At 61.9% G+C, this 17,288-nt stretch carries 17 protein-coding genes; 12 read left to right on the forward strand and 5 right to left on the reverse strand.

Features of this window, described 5'->3' with window-relative positions:
* Positions 1-137 precede the first annotated feature (137 nt).
* From NCR40_RS26510 to NCR40_RS26535, 6 genes are all read left to right on the forward strand, one after another.
* A complete protein-coding gene (locus tag NCR40_RS26510) occupies positions 138-1,622 on the forward strand; it encodes a sensor histidine kinase (protein ID WP_250511258.1) in 1,485 nt (494 codons plus the stop codon).
* Positions 1,607-2,986, forward strand: coding sequence for a sigma-54-dependent transcriptional regulator (locus NCR40_RS26515; RefSeq protein WP_250511182.1), 1,380 nt, complete (start codon positions 1,607-1,609; stop codon positions 2,984-2,986). The genes NCR40_RS26510 and NCR40_RS26515 overlap by 16 nt, the downstream gene beginning before the upstream one ends.
* A gap of 150 nt (positions 2,987-3,136) precedes the next feature.
* The gene (locus NCR40_RS26520; protein ID WP_250468222.1) at positions 3,137-3,940 is read left to right on the forward strand and encodes a hypothetical protein; all 804 of its coding nucleotides are present in this window, start codon (positions 3,137-3,139) and stop codon (positions 3,938-3,940) included.
* A 52-nt stretch (positions 3,941-3,992) separates the two neighbouring features.
* Positions 3,993-4,541: a hypothetical protein gene (locus tag NCR40_RS26525; RefSeq protein WP_250468223.1), complete on the forward strand. Its 549-nt coding sequence runs from the start codon at positions 3,993-3,995 to the stop codon at positions 4,539-4,541.
* 112 nt (positions 4,542-4,653) lie between these two features.
* The gene (locus NCR40_RS26530; protein WP_250511183.1) at positions 4,654-5,892 is read left to right on the forward strand and encodes an MFS transporter; all 1,239 of its coding nucleotides are present in this window, start codon (positions 4,654-4,656) and stop codon (positions 5,890-5,892) included.
* Positions 5,889-7,142: an arsenic transporter gene (locus tag NCR40_RS26535; RefSeq protein ID WP_250511184.1), complete on the forward strand. Its 1,254-nt coding sequence runs from the start codon at positions 5,889-5,891 to the stop codon at positions 7,140-7,142. The genes NCR40_RS26530 and NCR40_RS26535 overlap by 4 nt, the downstream gene beginning before the upstream one ends.
* Before the next feature lie 109 nt (positions 7,143-7,251).
* Here the strand turns inward: NCR40_RS26535 and NCR40_RS26540 are convergent, their stop codons facing one another.
* The gene (locus NCR40_RS26540) at positions 7,252-8,145 is read right to left on the reverse strand and encodes a LysR family transcriptional regulator (protein ID WP_250511185.1); all 894 of its coding nucleotides are present in this window, start codon (positions 8,143-8,145) and stop codon (positions 7,252-7,254) included.
* Positions 8,146-8,251: 106 nt separating this feature from the next.
* Between NCR40_RS26540 and NCR40_RS26545 the strand changes: the two genes are divergently transcribed.
* Entirely contained in the window at positions 8,252-8,677 is a 426-nt protein-coding gene (locus NCR40_RS26545; protein WP_250511186.1) for a (R)-mandelonitrile lyase, read from the forward strand.
* Complete coding sequence (locus tag NCR40_RS26550) at positions 8,677-9,660, forward strand: aldo/keto reductase (RefSeq protein ID WP_250511259.1); 984 nt, start codon at positions 8,677-8,679, stop codon at positions 9,658-9,660. The genes NCR40_RS26545 and NCR40_RS26550 overlap by 1 nt, the downstream gene beginning before the upstream one ends.
* 12 nt (positions 9,661-9,672) lie before the next feature.
* Here the strand turns inward: NCR40_RS26550 and NCR40_RS26555 are convergent, their stop codons facing one another.
* Positions 9,673-10,377 carry a hypothetical protein gene (locus NCR40_RS26555; protein WP_250511187.1) on the reverse strand — a complete coding sequence of 235 codons (705 nt, stop codon included), beginning with the start codon at positions 10,375-10,377 and terminating at the stop codon, positions 9,673-9,675.
* Complete coding sequence (locus NCR40_RS26560) at positions 10,371-11,249, reverse strand: LysR substrate-binding domain-containing protein (protein WP_250511188.1); 879 nt, start codon at positions 11,247-11,249, stop codon at positions 10,371-10,373. Before NCR40_RS26560 ends, NCR40_RS26555 begins: the two co-directional genes overlap by 7 nt.
* Before the next feature lie 100 nt (positions 11,250-11,349).
* Between NCR40_RS26560 and NCR40_RS26565 the strand changes: the two genes are divergently transcribed.
* Positions 11,350-11,943 carry a LysE family translocator gene (locus tag NCR40_RS26565; RefSeq protein WP_250511189.1) on the forward strand — a complete coding sequence of 198 codons (594 nt, stop codon included), beginning with the start codon at positions 11,350-11,352 and terminating at the stop codon, positions 11,941-11,943.
* A gap of 36 nt (positions 11,944-11,979) precedes the next feature.
* On the opposite strand, the gene NCR40_RS26570 is transcribed toward NCR40_RS26565, so the two are convergent.
* The gene (locus tag NCR40_RS26570; protein WP_250511190.1) at positions 11,980-13,335 is read right to left on the reverse strand and encodes an MFS transporter; all 1,356 of its coding nucleotides are present in this window, start codon (positions 13,333-13,335) and stop codon (positions 11,980-11,982) included.
* Between the two features lie 457 nt (positions 13,336-13,792).
* On the opposite strand from NCR40_RS26570, the gene NCR40_RS26575 reads away from it, so the two are divergent.
* The gene (locus tag NCR40_RS26575) at positions 13,793-14,545 is read left to right on the forward strand and encodes a sugar phosphate isomerase/epimerase family protein (protein WP_250511260.1); all 753 of its coding nucleotides are present in this window, start codon (positions 13,793-13,795) and stop codon (positions 14,543-14,545) included.
* Positions 14,535-15,404, forward strand: a complete 870-nt coding sequence (locus NCR40_RS26580) for an alpha/beta fold hydrolase (RefSeq protein WP_250511191.1) — start codon at positions 14,535-14,537, stop codon at positions 15,402-15,404. The genes NCR40_RS26575 and NCR40_RS26580 overlap by 11 nt, the downstream gene beginning before the upstream one ends.
* 97 nt (positions 15,405-15,501) lie before the next feature.
* On the opposite strand, the gene NCR40_RS26585 is transcribed toward NCR40_RS26580, so the two are convergent.
* Positions 15,502-16,410, reverse strand: a complete 909-nt coding sequence (locus NCR40_RS26585; protein ID WP_250511192.1) for a LysR family transcriptional regulator — start codon at positions 16,408-16,410, stop codon at positions 15,502-15,504.
* Between the two features lie 94 nt (positions 16,411-16,504).
* Here NCR40_RS26585 and NCR40_RS26590 point away from each other — a divergent pair, with 94 nt between their 5' ends.
* Positions 16,505-17,278 (forward strand): 3-ketoacyl-ACP reductase, encoded by a 774-nt coding sequence (locus NCR40_RS26590; RefSeq protein ID WP_250511193.1) that lies wholly within the window; start codon positions 16,505-16,507, stop codon positions 17,276-17,278.
* Positions 17,279-17,288: the final 10 nt, after the last annotated feature.

Raw genomic sequence — 17,288 nt, forward strand, 5'->3', positions numbered from 1 at the left:
CAATGCACCACACAAATATGCCGCGAAAACTAAAGCATTCGACATCGTCATCCAATGCTTGAACAATCGCTTCCCGATCCAAGCTAGGCGAGATACTTGCTTACAAGAGCGCCAACCCATTCAGCCTCCCTATCTTGATGCCGCGACCGTCGTTCTCCGCACAGCTCTTTGCGCTCTGGATACTCGTGGCGGTCCTCTGCGGGCTGCTCACGGCCGCCGTGTGGCTCATGCTTTCCTCGGCGCTCGGCGAGCGCGTCACCGCCGCGAAAAGCCAGGCAACCGCAGCCTGCACGGCGGTCGCATCGCGCTATGACTTGTCAATGCAACGTCCCGGCGAAACCAATTTCGATCTCATGCACGCGGTCCTCGACCTCGTGCTGATCCGCACCGATGGCATCGAAGGCGGCTTCTGGACCGCGGCTCCTGCAAAGGGCGCACCGAACGGCTTTCTCGCGTACGCCTTTCCCACGTACGAAGGCAGCGGCGTGAAGCGCGATGTCCCCGAGGCCGAAACGCCGCTCATTCTGCGAACGCTAGAAAATGCGGCGAGCGCGAGCCAGATGCAAGAGGATGTCGTGTCGAGCGGCGGCGATGCCGTGGTCGCCGTCGCGTGTCCCGTGCCGCGCCATACAGGCCTCTTTGCGTGGATGCTGACGCGCGCGCATCCACCGCTCGGGCCGTATGGAGAGCGTGCCGCGAGCATTCTCGCGGGCGTGCTTACCATCATCGTCGTGCTTGCGCTCTTTCTTGCGCTGGCCCTCAGGCGCTGGAAACGCAACCTCACGCGGCTCGAACAGGCGCTTGCGCCAGCGGGCGCGTTCGAGCAAGGCAAGCGGCTGGAACGGCTCGGCGAGCAGGACCTGGATCAGATCGTCGCGGCGCTCAATCGATACGTCGAACGCGCCGAGCGCCTGCAGCGCGAAGCGAACGCACTGAGCACACAACTCGCGCAGGCGGAGCGGTTCAGCACGCTGGGCAAGATGGCCGCGCAGATCGCGCACGAAATACGCAACCCCGCAGGCGCCATGCGTCTGAAAGCGGAAAACGCGCTTGCTGGCGACGCCACGCGCCGCGAAGCCGCGTTGAAGACGATCATCGAGCAGGTGGGCCGCATCGAATCACAGGTGACGAGCCTGCTTGCCCTGACGCAGCCCGTGACCATCGACGCGCGCGCGGTCGACCCGCACGTCTGGCTCGCGGAGATCGTGCAGTCGCATGAGTCGCGCGCGCAATGCCGGGACGTCTCCCTGCACGCGGAGGTCGAGACAGGCGCGACCCAGCCCGTCTTCGATCCCGCGCAACTGGCGCGCGCGCTCGACAACCTGGTGGTCAACGCGTTGCGGCATGCGCCGCCGGGCGGACACGTAACGGTGCGCGTGCATGGCGCACAATGTGCGCAGGGCAAACGTCTGCGAATCGAAGTCATCGACGATGGTTCCGGCGTGAACGTGGCCGAACGAGAGCGCATTTTCGAGCCGTTCGTGACGGGGCGCCCCGACGGCTCGGGGCTCGGTCTTGCCGTGGTTCGTGAGATTGCATCGGCGCATGGCGGGCGCGCCTATCTTGCGGAAGATTCCGACGTGACGCGCTTTGTGATCGATTTGCCATGGCGACCATACTGATCATCGACGATGACGACGCCTTCCGCGAAGGCCTCGCCGAAACCGTTCAGGACTTGGGTCATACGCCGCTCGAAGCGCGCTCCGGCGAGGCGGCGTTCGAAAGGCTGCGCGAGCACGACATCCCCGACTGCATCTTTCTCGACTTCCGGCTGCCCGGTGCGGACGGTCTCTCGGTTCTGGAATCGCTGCGCGAGAACGCAGACCTTCGACGCGTGCCTGTGGCAATGCTCACCGCGCACGCGACGAGCGACAACACCATCGGCGCAATGCGGCTCGGCGCGTTCGAGCATTTAACCAAGCCCGTCGGCCGCGACGAGATCGCCGCGTTGCTCGAACGCATGCTCGCCGCGCACGCCTATGCGCCCGCCGCCGCGTCGCCGGCATTCGCCGATGAAGCGCGGTCGCGCGAGCCGCAATTGCTCGGCATCAGCGAAACCATGCGCGACGTGCAAAAGCGTCTTGGCCGCGCGGCGGGCACGAGTTCGACCGTGCTCATCACCGGAGAAACGGGCACGGGCAAGGAGGTGGCGGCGCACGTGCTGCATCGCGCGTCGGCGCGCGCCGGGGGACCGTTCGTCGCCGTGAACTGTGCGGCGATTCCAGCGGATTTGCTCGAGAGCGAGCTCTTCGGGCATGGCAAGGGCGCGTTCACTGGCGCGCATGCACAACGGCGCGGGCGCTTCGAAGAGGCGCACGGCGGCACGCTGTTCCTCGATGAAGTGGGCGACATGCCGCTTGCCATGCAGGCGAAGCTCTTGCGCGTGGTTCAGGAGCGCCAGGTCACGCCGCTCGGCGCGAATCAAACCATAGCCGTCGATGTGCGCATCGTGGCCGCAACGCATCGCGACCTGCCGGCCATGGTCGCGGCAGGTACGTTCCGTCAGGATTTGCTGTACCGGCTCGACGTGATTCCGCTGCATATGCCGCCTTTGCGTGAACGCGTCGCGGACATCTTGCCGCTCGCGGAGCACTTCCTCTCGACGCTCGCGGCATCGCCGGAAACGCGCAAGCATCTGTCATCCGATGCACAACGTCTGCTCGTCACCTTCGGCTGGCGCGGCAACGTCCGTGAACTCGCCAACGCCATGGAAAGGGCGAGCGCGCTTGCGCCCGGCGCGCTGCTCACGCGCGATGACTTCGCCTTTCTCTTCGATACCGCCGCCAGCGTCAACGACGCCATTCCCGCCAGTCTCGCCGAACTGCCGCTCAACGACGCGCTCGCGCAACTCGAACGGGCGCTGATCGTCCGTGCACTCGCACTCACCGATGGCAATCGCGCAGAAGCCGCGCGCAGGCTCGGCATCAGCCGCCAGTCGCTCTATACGCGTCTGGCGAACGTCGACTCTTCCAATTCCGGCGACTGAGCAAACGGCGAGTGTCAAGCAACCGGACTGCGTGTGTCCGATTCCTTGACACCGTGATCGCGTGACATGGCGTCGCCCATAGGCTGCAAGGGGTCGAGGCTCATGGCATAGGGCTTGCAAAAGACTGCGCACCTAGTGGAGGAGTGAGTCATGCAATCGATCTCGAAGTATCCCATTCAACTCAACGCTGTTCGCGTGTTCGGCGCGGCGGCTTGTGCCGCTTTGCTCGTGACCAGCACAGGCTGCGTCGCTCAGACGCAAGCCGCGGCAACACCCGTTGCGCCACCGGCAGCGGCGCCCGTCGTACCGCCGCCGGTTGCCGCCGCGCCCGCACCGACTGCCATGCCCGCGCCGCCGCCTGGTCAGGCTCCGCTCGAATCAACTGACGCCGGCACGGCAGTGGACACACGGGCCACGGTGGCCCGCTTCCTCACCAACCCGGATGGCGACGTCGACGGCTTTCTGACCGACGACGGCGCGCTCGTGCGCTTTCCGCCGCATATGAGCGCGCAGCTTGTCTCCGCGATGCGTCCCGGCGACAGCGTGCAAATCAGCGGCTTGCGCGATGCGGGCGGCAATCTCAAGGCACAACGCATCGCGGATTCGAGAAGCGGCCAGCAACTCGTCGATACGCCGCCGCTTCCGGGCGCGCAACCCATGCCGCGTGAATTGCGTGGCGCGGGGCTCGCGCATCTGAGCGCACAGGGGCAAGTGGCCCATGTCACGACCGCTCCGCGCGGCGAACCGGACGGCGTGATTCTCGCGGATGGCACCGTCATCAAGCTCACGCCTCCGGTCGCGCAGCAGTTTCCGAGTCTTGTCCACACGGGCGCGAAGGTATCCGCGCAAGGCTACGGCACGCGCAATCAGTACGGCACCGCGCTTCAGGCAACGGCATTCGGCGCACCGGGAAAACTCACGCGGCTTTATGACCGCGCTCCGGCCAACCCTTGAAGCTGCCGGTTACAAGCGAACTTTCATCGACATCTGAACGAGGAATCAAAACATGCATTGGATCGACCCTGACAGCCTTCCCGAAACGCGTGGCACCGTGACGCGCTTCCTTCTGAATCCGCACGGCGAACTGGATGGCTTCGTGCTCGGCGCCCGTCATGCGCGGCAGGTTCATTTCCCGCCTCATCTGTCGCGCCAGATCGCGCGGCAAATCGCCGTGGGCGATGAAGTCGGCGTGCGTGGCGTGAAGCCGCGCGGCGCGGACATGATCGCGGCGGTCGCGCTCGTGACGAAGACGGGCAAGGTCATTCTCGACGAAGGCCCGCATCGCGATGGCAAGCCGCATGAGAAGCCGCACGTCGAGCGCGAGCCGATCGACGCGAGCGGTGAAGTGGTGCTCTCGCTCTTCGGTCCGAAGGGCGAGTTACGCGGCGCATTGCTCGACGATGGCACGTCGCTGCGCATGCCGCCGCATGCCGCCGCCGAACTGGTCGCGTATCTGACTCCGGGCGCGCATGTCCAGGCGTGGGGGCATGGCGTCAAGAATCGTCATGGCTGCACGATCGAAGTGGACGAGATCGCCGAACTGATCGACGCGTAAAGCAAGCACGACGAGGAGAGCGACATGCTGAGTTGGGTGCATTTCGGGGATCTGCACGCTTCATTCGACGATGATTACCAAAGCCTGAACCACCTGAAGAGGTGATCGCCCAATGAATCCTCTCTACGCGCTGGAAGGCCTGAACTTCTTCATGGCCGATGTGCAAGCCGGCATCGGACCATTTCTCGGGGTCTTTTTGCAGGCTCAGGGCTGGCATACGGATGCTATCGGAACCGTGATGACGCTCGGCGGCATTGCGGGGATGCTCGCGACCTCGCCAGCGGGCGCACTCGTCGATGCCACGCGTTACAAGCGCGGCCTGATCGTCGTGGCAGGCGTGATGACGACGCTCGCCTCGCTCGTGCTATGGGTATCGCACGATTACTGGATGGTCGCCGCCTCGCAGATCCTCACGGCGGTGACGGGCGCGGCGCTCGGTCCGGCGGTGGCTGGCGTCACGCTCGGCATGGTGCGCGAACGCGGTTTCGACCGGCAGTTCGGGCGCAACCAGGTGGCCAATCACGCAGGCAATGTCGTGGCTGCGGCGCTTTCTGGGTGGCTCGGCTGGCGTTTCGGCTTCGGCGCGGTGTTCGTGCTCGCGGGCTTGTTCGGCGCGATGACCGTGATTTCCACGCTTCTGATCCGGCGTGATTCGATCGATCACGATTGTGCGCGCGGGCTCGGCGCTTCGTCCTCGAAGGAGCGCGAACACGAGCACGCAAGCGGCTTTCGCATGCTGCTCACGTGCAAGCCGTTGCTGCTGCTTGCCGCTTCACTCGCGATGTTCCACCTCGGCAATGCGGCGATGTTGCCGCTCTATGGCCTTGCCGTCGTCGCGGCACACAAGGGCGATCCAAGCGCCTTTACCGCGCAAACCATCGTCATCGCGCAACTCGTGATGGTGGCCGCCGCGTTTTTCGCAAGCCGGATCATTCAACGTATCGGTTACTGGGGCGTGATTCTCATCACCTTTCTTGCACTGCCGCTGCGCGGTCTGGTCGCGGCGATGTTCATCAACGCCTGGGGCGTGTGGCCCGTGCAGGCGCTGGACGGCATTGGCGCGGGGCTGCAAAGCGTGGCCGTTCCCGCGCTCGTCGTTCGCTTGCTGCAAGGCACGGGGCGCGTGAATGTCGGGCAGGGCGTGGTGATGACCGTGCAGGGAATCGGCGCGGCGCTCAGTCCGGCGCTCGGCGGCATGCTGGCCCAGCACTTCGGCTATAAGGTTGCGTTTCTCGTACTCGGAGCCGTGTCCATCGGCTCGCTCTTGTTGTGGCTATTCTTCGGCAGCGCGCTCAAGAAGGCATGCGGCATCCATCGCGATTCTGCCAACGAACCCTCTCTCGCTACATGAATCCGATTTTTCTCTCCTGGGGCATCGGGCTTGCCGCGACTGCCGGCGTCATCCTGCGTCCCTTCAAATGGCCCGAGGCGATCTGGGCGGTCACGGGCGCCGTGTTGCTCGTCGCGCTCGGGTTGCTACCGCTGAATCTCGCGTGGCAGGCGATAGGCAAGGGAAGCGACGTCTACCTGTTTCTCATCGGCATGATGCTGCTGTCGGAACTCGGCAGGCGCGAAGGCCTGTTCGACTGGATCGCGGTGCTTGCCGTGAACCATGCCAGGGGCTCGCCCCGAAAGCTCTTTTTGCTCGTGTATCTCGTCGGTGTCGTGGTGACGACGTTCCTTTCGAACGATGCCGCCGCCGTCGTGCTCACGCCCGCTGTTTTCGCGGCGGCGAGGAAGGCGCATACGAAGCCGTTGCCGCTCTTGTACGTGTGCGCGTTCATCGCCAACGCGGCGAGCTTCGTGTTGCCGATTTCGAACCCGGCGAATCTCGTGCTTTACGCGAATCACACGCCCGCGCTGGGCTCGTGGATTGCGCGATTTGCCTTGCCTTCGGTGTTGTCGATCGTTGCGACGTATTTCATGCTGCGCTGGACGCAGCGCGACGAACTCGCTGGCTCGTGCGCTCGCGATCTGAACGTCGAACCGCTCAGCGCGAACGGCAAAGTGACGCTCGCGGGCATCGGCGTCACGGCGGTGGCTCTGCTCACCGTCTCCGCGTTCGACATGCAACTCGGCCTGCCCACCGCGATCCTCGGCGTCGGCACCGCTTTGGTGGTGCTCGTGAAAGAACGTCAATCTCCGGTCGAGCTGATGAGCGAGATATCGTGGAGCGTGCTGCCGCTCGTGGCTGGCCTCTTCGTGCTCGTGGAGATGCTGGCGCATACGGGCGTCGTCGCGGCGCTTTCGCATTTGCTGGCGCTCGCGTCGCAGCAGAATCAGACCGTGACGCCGGCGGTGTCGGGCGTGGTCATCGCGCTCGGCAGCAACGCCATCAACAACTTGCCAGCGGGTCTCATTGCAAGCGCGACCGTGCTGCAAGCACATAGCCCCGAACGCGTGATCGATGCGTTGCTGATCGGCGTGGACCTCGGTCCCAATCTCTCGATCACCGGTTCGCTGGCGACCATTCTCTGGCTTTCGTCCATCCGGCGCGAAGGCGAGGAAGTGAGCTTCATGCAGTTCCTGAAGGTCGGTGCGATCGTCATGCTGCCCGCGCTCTTATTGAGCCTCGGCGCGCGGCTCTTAGTCGGAAATTGAGCTCAGGCATTCGAATACAAACAATGAGCAGCGCGTGGCTAGTCACGCTCCGCACGAGCAGCCGCTCAACCTCGACTGACCGAGTTCGGGCACACGGGTCGCCGCGAACCTACACGCCGCGACGCAGCGCATCGGCAACGACGACGAACGCAGGAGTCGGCTGACGTCGGCTGGGATAGTAAAGATGAAAGCCTGAAAACGACGGGCACCAGTCAGGCAGCACCCGCAAGAGCGCACCGCTTTCGATCTGCGATAAGACCCGCTGTTCGGGCACGAAGGCGAGGCCCACTCCCGCAAGCGCGGCTTTCACGGCCATCGTCGCGCTATTGAAGACGAGTTGTCCCTCCACGCGCACGTTCAGCTCGCGTCCGCCTTTCTTGAACTCCCACGCATAAATGCCGCCGGCCGTCGGCAGCCGGATGTTGATGCAGTTATGCGCCGTCAGGTCTCGCGGTGTCTTCGGCTTCGGATGCGCGGCGAAATAGTCGCGCGTGCCGACCACGGCCATGCGCACGTCGGGACCGATGCGCACCGCAACCATGTCCTTGGCCACTTGCTCGCCGAGCCGCACGCCCGCATCGAGCCTCTGTTCGACGATATCCGTGAGCCCGTTGTCGATGAAGAGCTCGATCGTGATGTCCGGATAGTCGGGCAAAAGCCGTTCTATCACCGGCCATAGCAGCATTTCCGCCGCGTGTTCTCCAGCAGCGATGCGCACGGTGCCCGCCGGCGTATCCCGCAAGGCGGTGAGCGCGCTTAGTTCGGCCTCGATCTCATCGAGCCTGGGGGCGACCGACTGGATCAGCCGTTCGCCAGCTTGAGTCGGCGATATATTGCGTGTCGTTCTGGTCAGGAGGCGAAGGCCCAGCCGTGCTTCGAGATTGCGCACCGTCTGACTCAGCGCAGACTGCGAAACGCCAAGCTTCGCGGCCGCCTTCGTGAAGCTGCCCTCGCGGGCGACAGCGAGAAACGCGGTGATATCGGACAGATCGGAACGTGCCATGATGATTTATAAGCCTGGCTTCTAACTTCATGCCGATTTTAGCTCTTTATCGCAGGAAGTCGCGTTGCTACATTGAACGTCGAGACAACTATTGCAAGGAACGCACATGCGGATCATCGAATGCGGCTCGCAGTCCTCGGCGACGGGCCCAACTGAATATTTCACCGGAACGGTGAGGATCGACGCGCCGTTTGCGGGCGACGAACCCGCGCGCATCGGCGGCGCAACGGTGACGTTCGAACCAGGCGCGCGCACCGCGTGGCACACGCATCCGCTGGGTCAGACGCTGATCGTGATCGCGGGCCGCGGATGGGTGCAGCGCGATGGCGGACCATTGGAGGACATCAGAGCGGGCGACATCGTCTGGATTGCGCCCGGAGAGAAGCACTGGCACGGCGCGACCGCCACCACGGCAATGACGCATATCGCCATTGCCGAGAAGCTCGACGGCAGTCCCGTCGACTGGATGGAAAAGGTCACGGACAAGCAGTATCGCGGCGGCGTGCCGGCAAACGACGAAGGAGTCGCATGATGAACCGACGTATTCTCGGGAAGAGTGGTCTCGAAGTATCGGCAATCGGCCTTGGCTGCATGGGACTGAGCTTTGCCTACGGCCCTGCAGCGGAGAAGGCCGATGCGATCGAACTCATCCGCTCTGCCTTCGAGCAAGGCGTGACTTTCTTCGATACAGCCGAAGCCTATGCGCAAGGCGCGAACGAAACACTGCTCGGCGAGGCACTTGCGCCGTTCCGCGATCAAGTCGTGATCGCAACGAAGTTCGGTTTCGAGGGCGGCGACGTGCAGAAGGGCGTCAACAGCAAGCCGGACAACATTCGCGCGGTGACGGACGCGGCGCTCAAGCGGTTGCGCACGGATCGCATCGACTTGCTTTATCAGCATCGCGTCGACCCCGAGGTGCCAATGGAAGACGTCGCCGGCGCCGTGAAGGACCTGATTCAGGAAGGCAAGGTCAGACATTTCGGCATGTCGGAAGCGGGCGTCGAGTCCATTCGCCGTGCGCACGCCGTGCAACCGGTTGCGGCGTTGCAAAGCGAATATTCGCTATGGTGGCGTGAGCCCGAGAAAGAAATCCTGCCGCTGCTCGAAGAACTCGGAATTGGCTTCGTGCCGTTCAGTCCGCTCGGCAAGGGTTTTTTGACGGGCGCAATCGACGCGAGCACTGGTTTCGATCAAACCGATTTTCGCAATGTCGTGCCGCGTTTCTCGGAAGAAAATCGCAAGGCAAATCAGGCGCTGGTCGATGTGCTCAAGCAGATCGCCACGAGTCTGAACGCGACGCCCGCGCAAGTCGCGCTCGCGTGGCTGCTCGCGCAAAAGCCGTGGATCGTGCCGATCCCCGGCACGACGAAGCTGCATCGACTGAAGGAAAACATCGGTGGTGCTTCCATTGAGTTGACGGCGGACAATCTGCGCGATATCGATACGCGGCTCGCGAATATCATCGTACAGGGTGAACGCTATCCCGCACATTTGCAGGCGCGTGTCGGCAAATGAATCGCCTGCCGATTAGCCAAGCCGATGCCATCGACCCGTCTCCGGGCACACATCGGCTGGCGCGCCTTCGAACCACACTTGCTCGTCATCCAGTTGCGATGAGCTCGCGCCATCCACATCGAACTCCACTTGCAGTGCTTGTGCCACGCAGGCGTTTTCGATCGGAAGTTCCCAGCTCAGGAACACTTGAACGTAGTCCTCGTCGGGCGCGAAGTCGGACACGTTGAAGCTTTCGCTATCGCGTTGAATGACGCCATGAGGCTGGCCCGTATCGAAGATCATGGCGGTTCCACGGGTCAACGGAATGCGATGACTCGCAGCGGGGAAATGCACGTCCAGACCCTTGTCTTCGCTCAGAAAGAGATTGCAAAAAGCCGCGCTGCCATATTGCGCTCCGTCATGATGGTATCTCGCGCCACGACAGGCCATGAGCGCTATGTCGCTGGCGGCGAGCACGCCGGGTAGTCCGAGCGCGTTCGTCCAGTCGACGATAGCTCGCACGCAGTGCTTGTAGTCCGTCCAGCGCGCGCGAGTTCGCGCCAATGGCATGACCTCGACATCGCCGGGTTCGAGAACGAGCCGCGACGTCGCTTCTCTCTGCCAATCGGCGATGAGACTTGCAGGCGGCTCGGGCAAGTCGAGTGTGGTCGACAAAACGATGTCGCTCACGCGTCGGCTGCGGATGGCATCGCCGCTATGAAAAAAGGAAGTCAGCATGTCTCGAACGGGAAGGCGACATCCTCGCGCATCGACTCGCGCACGCACGTTGCAAACGCCAGCGCGGCAGGCTGGATCGATTGCGGCAATTGCAGACAGATGGCGAATGGCGGAAGGGCAGGCAAGCCGGACTCATGAAGCGCAAGCCTTTCGAGGTCGGTGGGTACGGTAAAGGCAAGCCATGCGGTGATCGCAAGGCCCGCCCGCACGGTGGCTGCGGTCGCCTCGATGTTGCCGCTCTCGAACACCGTGCGCCAGGCGATGCCTTCGTCCGCAAGCGCGCGCAGCACCATCGGACGGAAGGCGCAGCGTTCGTCGACCATCGACAGCGGCAATGGGCGCTTGCGCCACGCATCACTGCCGCGGCCCGTCACCCACACGAGCGGCTCGATGCGGATCACTTCGCCTTCGGCCTCGCTCGCAACGTATTCGACGAGCGACACATCCACCAGACCGCTGTTCAACGCGTTGCGCAGTTCGCGTGATGCGCCGCATACCAGCGAAATTTCCACGTGCGGATGAGCATCGGCGAACGATTTCATCGCGGGCGCGAGCGCGGTGACGAGGTCGTAGGGCACGCCAACGCGAAGGCTGCCGCTTAACGACTGCCCGGTCATGTCGGACCAAATATCGTCGTTGAGCCGCATCAACTGGCGCGCCTTCACGAGGAACTGTTCACCCTTGCGTGAGAGTTCGAGCTTGCGCGTCTTGCGCACGAACAAGAGGCAGTCGAGCAAGTCTTCAAGCCGTTTGACTTGCTGGCTGATGGCGCCTTGCGTCATGTGCAGCCGATTCGCGGCAACCGTCATGCTGCCGCTGTCGGCCACGGTAACGAAGGTGCGGATGAGATCGAGATCGAAGTTTCGAGGCATCGACGCATTATGCATCGTAATGCGTGCCATCAAGATTTTTGGTTTTGCTGATGCGTGGGCGATCAGTAGAGTGCAAGTCTCGATACTCGCACGCATGTTCATGGCCTCGCTCAACCTCCCGCTTTTTCTCTTCGCAGTCGTCGCGACCATCACGCCCGGCGGCGCCACCACGCTTGCCACCGCGTCTGGAGCGCGCTTCGGCTTCATGCGCTCGATCCCGTTGATGCTCGGCATCGCCATCGGTCTTGCCGTGCTCGGCGCGTTCGCCGCACTCGGGCTTGCCGGTATCTTGCTCGCGATGCCCGCGCTGCAAACCGCCGTGAAAGCGCTTGGTTCCGCGTACTTGTTGTGGCTGGCATGGCGCGTCGCCCGAAGCGGACCGCCGAATGAGAACAGTGGTCCCGCGCGGCCGGTCACGTTGATCAACGGCATCCTGCTCTTGTGGCTCAACCCGAAAAGCTGGGCGATGACCGTCGGCGCCGCGGCGTCCTTCGCGCTAGCGGCGGACAGTCCCAACCGGCTTGCGATTCTCCTCGGCGCGGCCTTCGGCGTTGCGGCATGCGGGTCGCTCGTATTGTGGTGCGCGCTCGGTGCAATGCTTGCACGGTTGCTTCGAACGCCGCGTCATTGGGGCGTGGTCAATCTTGCGATGGGTTTGCTGCTGGCCGCATCCGTCTTGTCGATCTGGAGATGACGACGCAGCGCCTTCGGCCAGCAGCAGAGCTCATCATCAATGCATGGTGGCGTCGCGCAACACCGGCGCTGCGTTCCCCCGGCCGCGGCCTTGGACATACGCAGCGACGATGGCAATGGCAATTGGCACCGTCAAAAAGAGGAACAACTGCCCGAAGTTCCACTTGAAGCTCAGAAGCACCGCACCGACCGACGCACCGGAGATGGCACCGAAGCGGCCGATGCCCGTCATCCAGCTCGTGCCTGTCGCTCGAATCTCCGTTGGGTAGTAACTCGCGGCCATCGCCGTCCAGCCGGTGTTCGTGGAGTTCGTGCAATAACCGAGCAGGAACACGAGCGTGATGAGACCGGCTAGCCCGACGTTCATCTGCGACACCGCCACCGTGAAGACGAGCGCCCCGAATAGTGTCGCGATCATGACCTTGCGTGAATCGAAGCGATCCATCTCCCAGCCGATGACGATGTTCCCGAGCGTGCCGCCCACTTGCATCATCGCGCCGACGAGCGCCGCGTCAGCCAGCGAGAAGTTGTTGTCCTTGACGATAATCGGCAGCCAGCTGTTCAGGAAGTAGACCGTCATCAAGTTCATGAAGAGCCCGACCCAGAGCGCGAGCGTGACCGTGGTATGCGGTTTTGACACGATGAGGCGAATCACGCCCTTGCCGGCGTGTTCGCGTTCGGGCGTCACGAAGCCGGTCGAACCGTTTACCGTGCCGGGCTGAATTTCGTTGATGATCTTCGCAAGCGCCGGGCGTCCCTCGTGCTTCAGAGCTAAAAACTTCGCGGATTCCGGCAAAACGAAGAACAGCAGAACCGCGAAGAGAAGCGGCACGATGCCGCCGACGACCAGTATGGAATGCCAGCCGTGAGTCGGCACGAGATAGCTTGAGAGGAAGCCGCCGCCCGCCGCGCCAAGCGTGAAGCCGCAATAGATGACCGTCACCATGACCGAACGATGCTTCTCCGGCGCATATTCGGAAGCAAGCGTCGCGGCGTTCGGCTGCGATGCGCCGAGGCCGAGTCCAGTCAGAAAACGCATCACCGAAAGCACTTCGATGTTCGGCGACCAGGCCGAGGCGAGACTCATCACGCCGAAGAAGACGACCGCGGCGATGATGACCTTGCGACGGCCGAAGCGATCGGCCAGCGGACCTCCCGTCAGCGCGCCGATCGCGAGGCCGAATAGTCCCATGCTCAACACTGGCCCGAGCGCGGCCCGGCTGATCTTCCAGTCGGCGATGAGCGCGGGTGCGATGAATCCCATCGCGACCACATCGAAGCCATCGAGAATCAGGACGACGAGACCCAGCAAAAGGATCTTCCAATGAAAGCCGCTGAATGGCCTCGTATCCAGGAACTGCTGGACGTTCAATTGCTTTACCGCACTGCTCATCGCTGTCTCCTAGTGTCGTGATTGTTGCGACGCTGCCTCAAGCAGACGACGCATGTATTCGATGCAGTCGACGATGACCTTCTCATCGTCCTCATGAAACGCGAATGAGCGCATGTCGAGGCTGCGTCTTTATCGAAGCGATCTTCTCTGTTTAAAGTTTCAGCAATTGGAAGTCAACGATTTTTATCCATCAGTTCTTGTATGGAAACAAACGAGGGTTTTTCCCGAAGTGCCTGCTGTCTAATTGGTTCGCGCTTCACGTGCTTTTTTTCCGAAGAAAAGACACCAAATCTCATGGGAAGCAAGTTAGACTGCTTGTTCCTTTAAGGAAACGCGTTCACAATTGAGTTCATTCCAACTTCGGCTTGAGGAAGGCATGAGAAAACTCGCACGATCCTTTGGAGGCAGCACCTTCTCATTCATGTGGGAAGAGACGGCGCTTGGCGCCATGCGAAAGATGCAGGAGATCGGCCTGAACGACTTCGATGCGTTGGTCGTACCCGGTCATCTTTGGCCGGATGAACTATCCGCTGCCGATAGATCGAGTCTTGCCGGTACGCTTCGAAGCGAAGGCCTTCGGATCGAATCTTTGAACCTGCCTGCGCTCGATCTGAATCTGGTAAGCCGGGTCGAGCCGTTCAGGCAATACTCCGTCGATCTCTACATCGACACGATGCAACTCGCTTCGGACTTGGGCTGCGGGGCAATCGTCGTCGTGCCGGGCAGGGTGTCTTCGCTCTTTCCTCCGCCGAAAAAGGACACCGAGCTTCTGCTGCGCGATAGCCTGGAGCAGCTTCTGCGCGTGGCGGAACGTCTCGATCAAAAGCTTTACGTCGAGCTTCATCCGCAAACGCCTATTCCCACGACCGCCGCGATGCTCGCCTTTTTCGATGCTCTGCCGCACGAGAGGCTGCTGATCGCCTATGACGTGTCCAACGCAGAGTTCGTTGGAGAAGATCAGGCCGATGCAGTCAGGCAATGCGCGGCACGCCTTGGCCAGTTGCACCTGTCCGACGGCACACGTAGTCAATGGCGCCACGACCGCGTGGGTTTGGGCTCGGTGCGCTTCGACGAGATCCTCAAGGCTCTGAACGACGTGGACTTCTCCGGTGTCCCGGTTCTGGAGATCATCTCTTCGACGCCACTGGACGATCTGCGTGCGTCCGCGCAGAGCCTGAGCGGTAGGCAGGAGCCTCACCATGACCGATGACAACACGTCGCTGCGCTCCCATCGCCTGCATGATGCTCGGCTGGCCTACCGGCGTAGCGGAACACCCGACGGCAGGCCGACGCTGCTCTTGCTGCACGGATGGCCGCAAACCTCATGGGCATGGCGGCGCGTCATGCCGCTGTTGAGCCGTGACTTCGATGTCATCGCGCCGGATCTTCCGGGCTTCGGCGATTCCTCGAAGCCCGAGTCCGGTTTCGACAAGAAGACCATCGCTCGCAGATTGCATGATCTGGTCGAAGCGCTCGGCGTGAGGCAAGTGGCTATCGTCGGGCACGATCTCGGCGGGCACGTGGCCTATGCATATGCCGCTCAGTGGCCGGATGCGGTCAGTCACTTCGTCTTCGTCGAGAGCAGTCTTCCGGCATTCGGGCAAGAAGAGGCCATGGACGTTTCGCGCGGCGGTAGCTGGCATTTTGGCTTCAACATGGCCGGGGATATTTCAGAGTCGCTCGTGAGCGGCCGCGAGTTCCTGTTCGTCGATCACTTCGTGCATCGGGAGACGGTCGGCGTGTTCGATGCCGACTCGATCAGCCGCGACGACATTGAAGTCTATGCGCGCGCATTGGCGCGACCCGGCGCTTTGCGCTGTTCCTTCAGCTATTACCGCACGCTACCGCTCGATAGAAAGGACAACGCGGTCTGGGGACGCTCGCCGCTTCAGACGCCGTGCCTCGCCATCGGCGCGCAATGGGGATACGGACCGGCATCGGCCAATACGTTGCGTCGCGTTGCATCGAACGTGACGGAGAGGCTTATCGACGATTGCGGTCATTACGTGCCGGAAGAAAGACCAGCGGAATTCGCCGATGCCGTGCGGCAGTTCGTTCTTCAAAGATAGCGCACTGTCCGTTGCGCGCCTATCGATGGATTGGATAAGGCTTATCAAGCTGGCTTTATGGACACCACTTCACTATCTGCCGATACTCGACTCAAGGTTACGATGACGTCGAGTCTTCGAGAAAGAGATCTGCCACGACGGAACGCAGCCATCGATGCCCCGAGTCGTGATGGTTACGCGAATGCCAATGCTGTTTCACCACATAAGCCGAAAGATCGAACGGCAACGCGAACGATCGAATCGATTTTTCCTTGAGCATGAGTACGGCAAGTCGTGATGGGATCATTGCGACGAGATCGGTACGAGCCGCAATCTCAGCAACGCCGAGGTAACTGGGTACTTCGAGCATGACCCTTCGCGTGAGATGCATCTCGCGCAGGACCCGGTTGAGAATGGAGTGACCCGTGCCCGATGGCGTAACCGCGATGTGTCCTTCCGCCAGGAACTCGGCGACACTCGGCCGGCTGCTGAGTCTTGGATGATCCGCGGCGATGATGCCGATATACGTTTCTTCCATCAGCCTTTGTTGATAGAAGCCTTCGTTGAGTTGAGGCATGTAGCCGATAGCAAGTTCGACTTCGCCAGTCTGCATCAAGCCAGCCGTTTCGTCGGCGATATGACTTATCGTCAGTTTGACCTCGGGCGCAATCGAACGTAGCCGGTTGAGCCAGCGAGGCAGCAACACGTTCTGTGCAACGTCGGTCAATGCCACATGAAAGTCGCGATTGGCCAGTGCGGGGTCGAATTGGGTCTGGTACTTCGAGACGACCTCGAACGACGCAAGCAGGTCGAGCACTCGTCCGTAGAGGTCGGTGGCAAATGGCGTGGGTTCCATCCCATGAGGGAAACGCACGAAGAGTGGATCGCGATAGTGCTCGCGCAGCTTTGAAAGATTGAACGAGATGGTCGGTTGCGAGAGACCGAGGTTGACTGCCGTCTGCGAGACGCTGCCCGTCTTGTAGGTCTCCGCGAAGACGGTGAGCAGCTTGACGTCGATGTCTGACATTGTCTTTATCCGATCGATAGGTTCGAAGCACCGGACGAGATTAGCATTCGAAACCGATGGTCGACGAACAACATGAACCAGCCAGGGAGATTGCATGAAGCGTAACGCGCCAGTCGCGATGGTCACAGGCGGTCGAAGAGGCATTGGCCGAGGCATTGTCTGGCATCTCGCGGATGCCGGATGCGACATCGTCATCAACGATCTGTGCGATGACGACGCCATGCGGGAAACCATCGCGGGAGTCGAAGCAAGAGGCCGCAAATGGGCGATGGCGCTGGGCGATATCGCCGAGCTGAACGAGCAGGACGACCTCGCTGAACGCGCGTGGTCCGCGTTCGGACGCATCGACACGCTCGTCAATAATGCTGGCGTGTCCGTGCTTTCGCGCGGTGACCTGCTCGATGTCTCGGTCGAAAGCTACGATCGCAATCTCGACATCAACCTGCGCGGTCCCTTCTTTCTGACGCAGCGGATTGCGCGTCGAATGCTGGATGAGCCTGATTCGAGTTTGTATCGATCCATCGTGTGCATTTCATCGACGAGCGCGGAAACCGTCAGCATCAACCGTGGCGAATATTGCATCTCCAAAGCGGGCGTCTCGATGATGGTCAAGCTCTTCGCCACGCGTCTTGCCGAGCATGGCATCGCGGTTCACGAGATTCGTCCCGGCATCATTCGCACCGACATGACGTCGGTTTCGGCGGCCAGTTTCGACGAACGCATACGTGATGGACTTACGCCGATTCGCCGATGGGGCACGCCCGACGACATCGGACGCGCGGTCGCGACGCTTGCCATCGGAACGTTCGCCTTCTCGACGGGAAGTGCCTTCGAGCTCGACGCCGGGATGCATATGAATCGCTTGTAGACCAGCGTGC

It is taken from the genome of Caballeronia sp. GACF4 (genome assembly GCF_023631025.1).
In the GTDB taxonomy this organism is placed as follows: Bacteria; Pseudomonadota; Gammaproteobacteria; order Burkholderiales; family Burkholderiaceae; genus Caballeronia.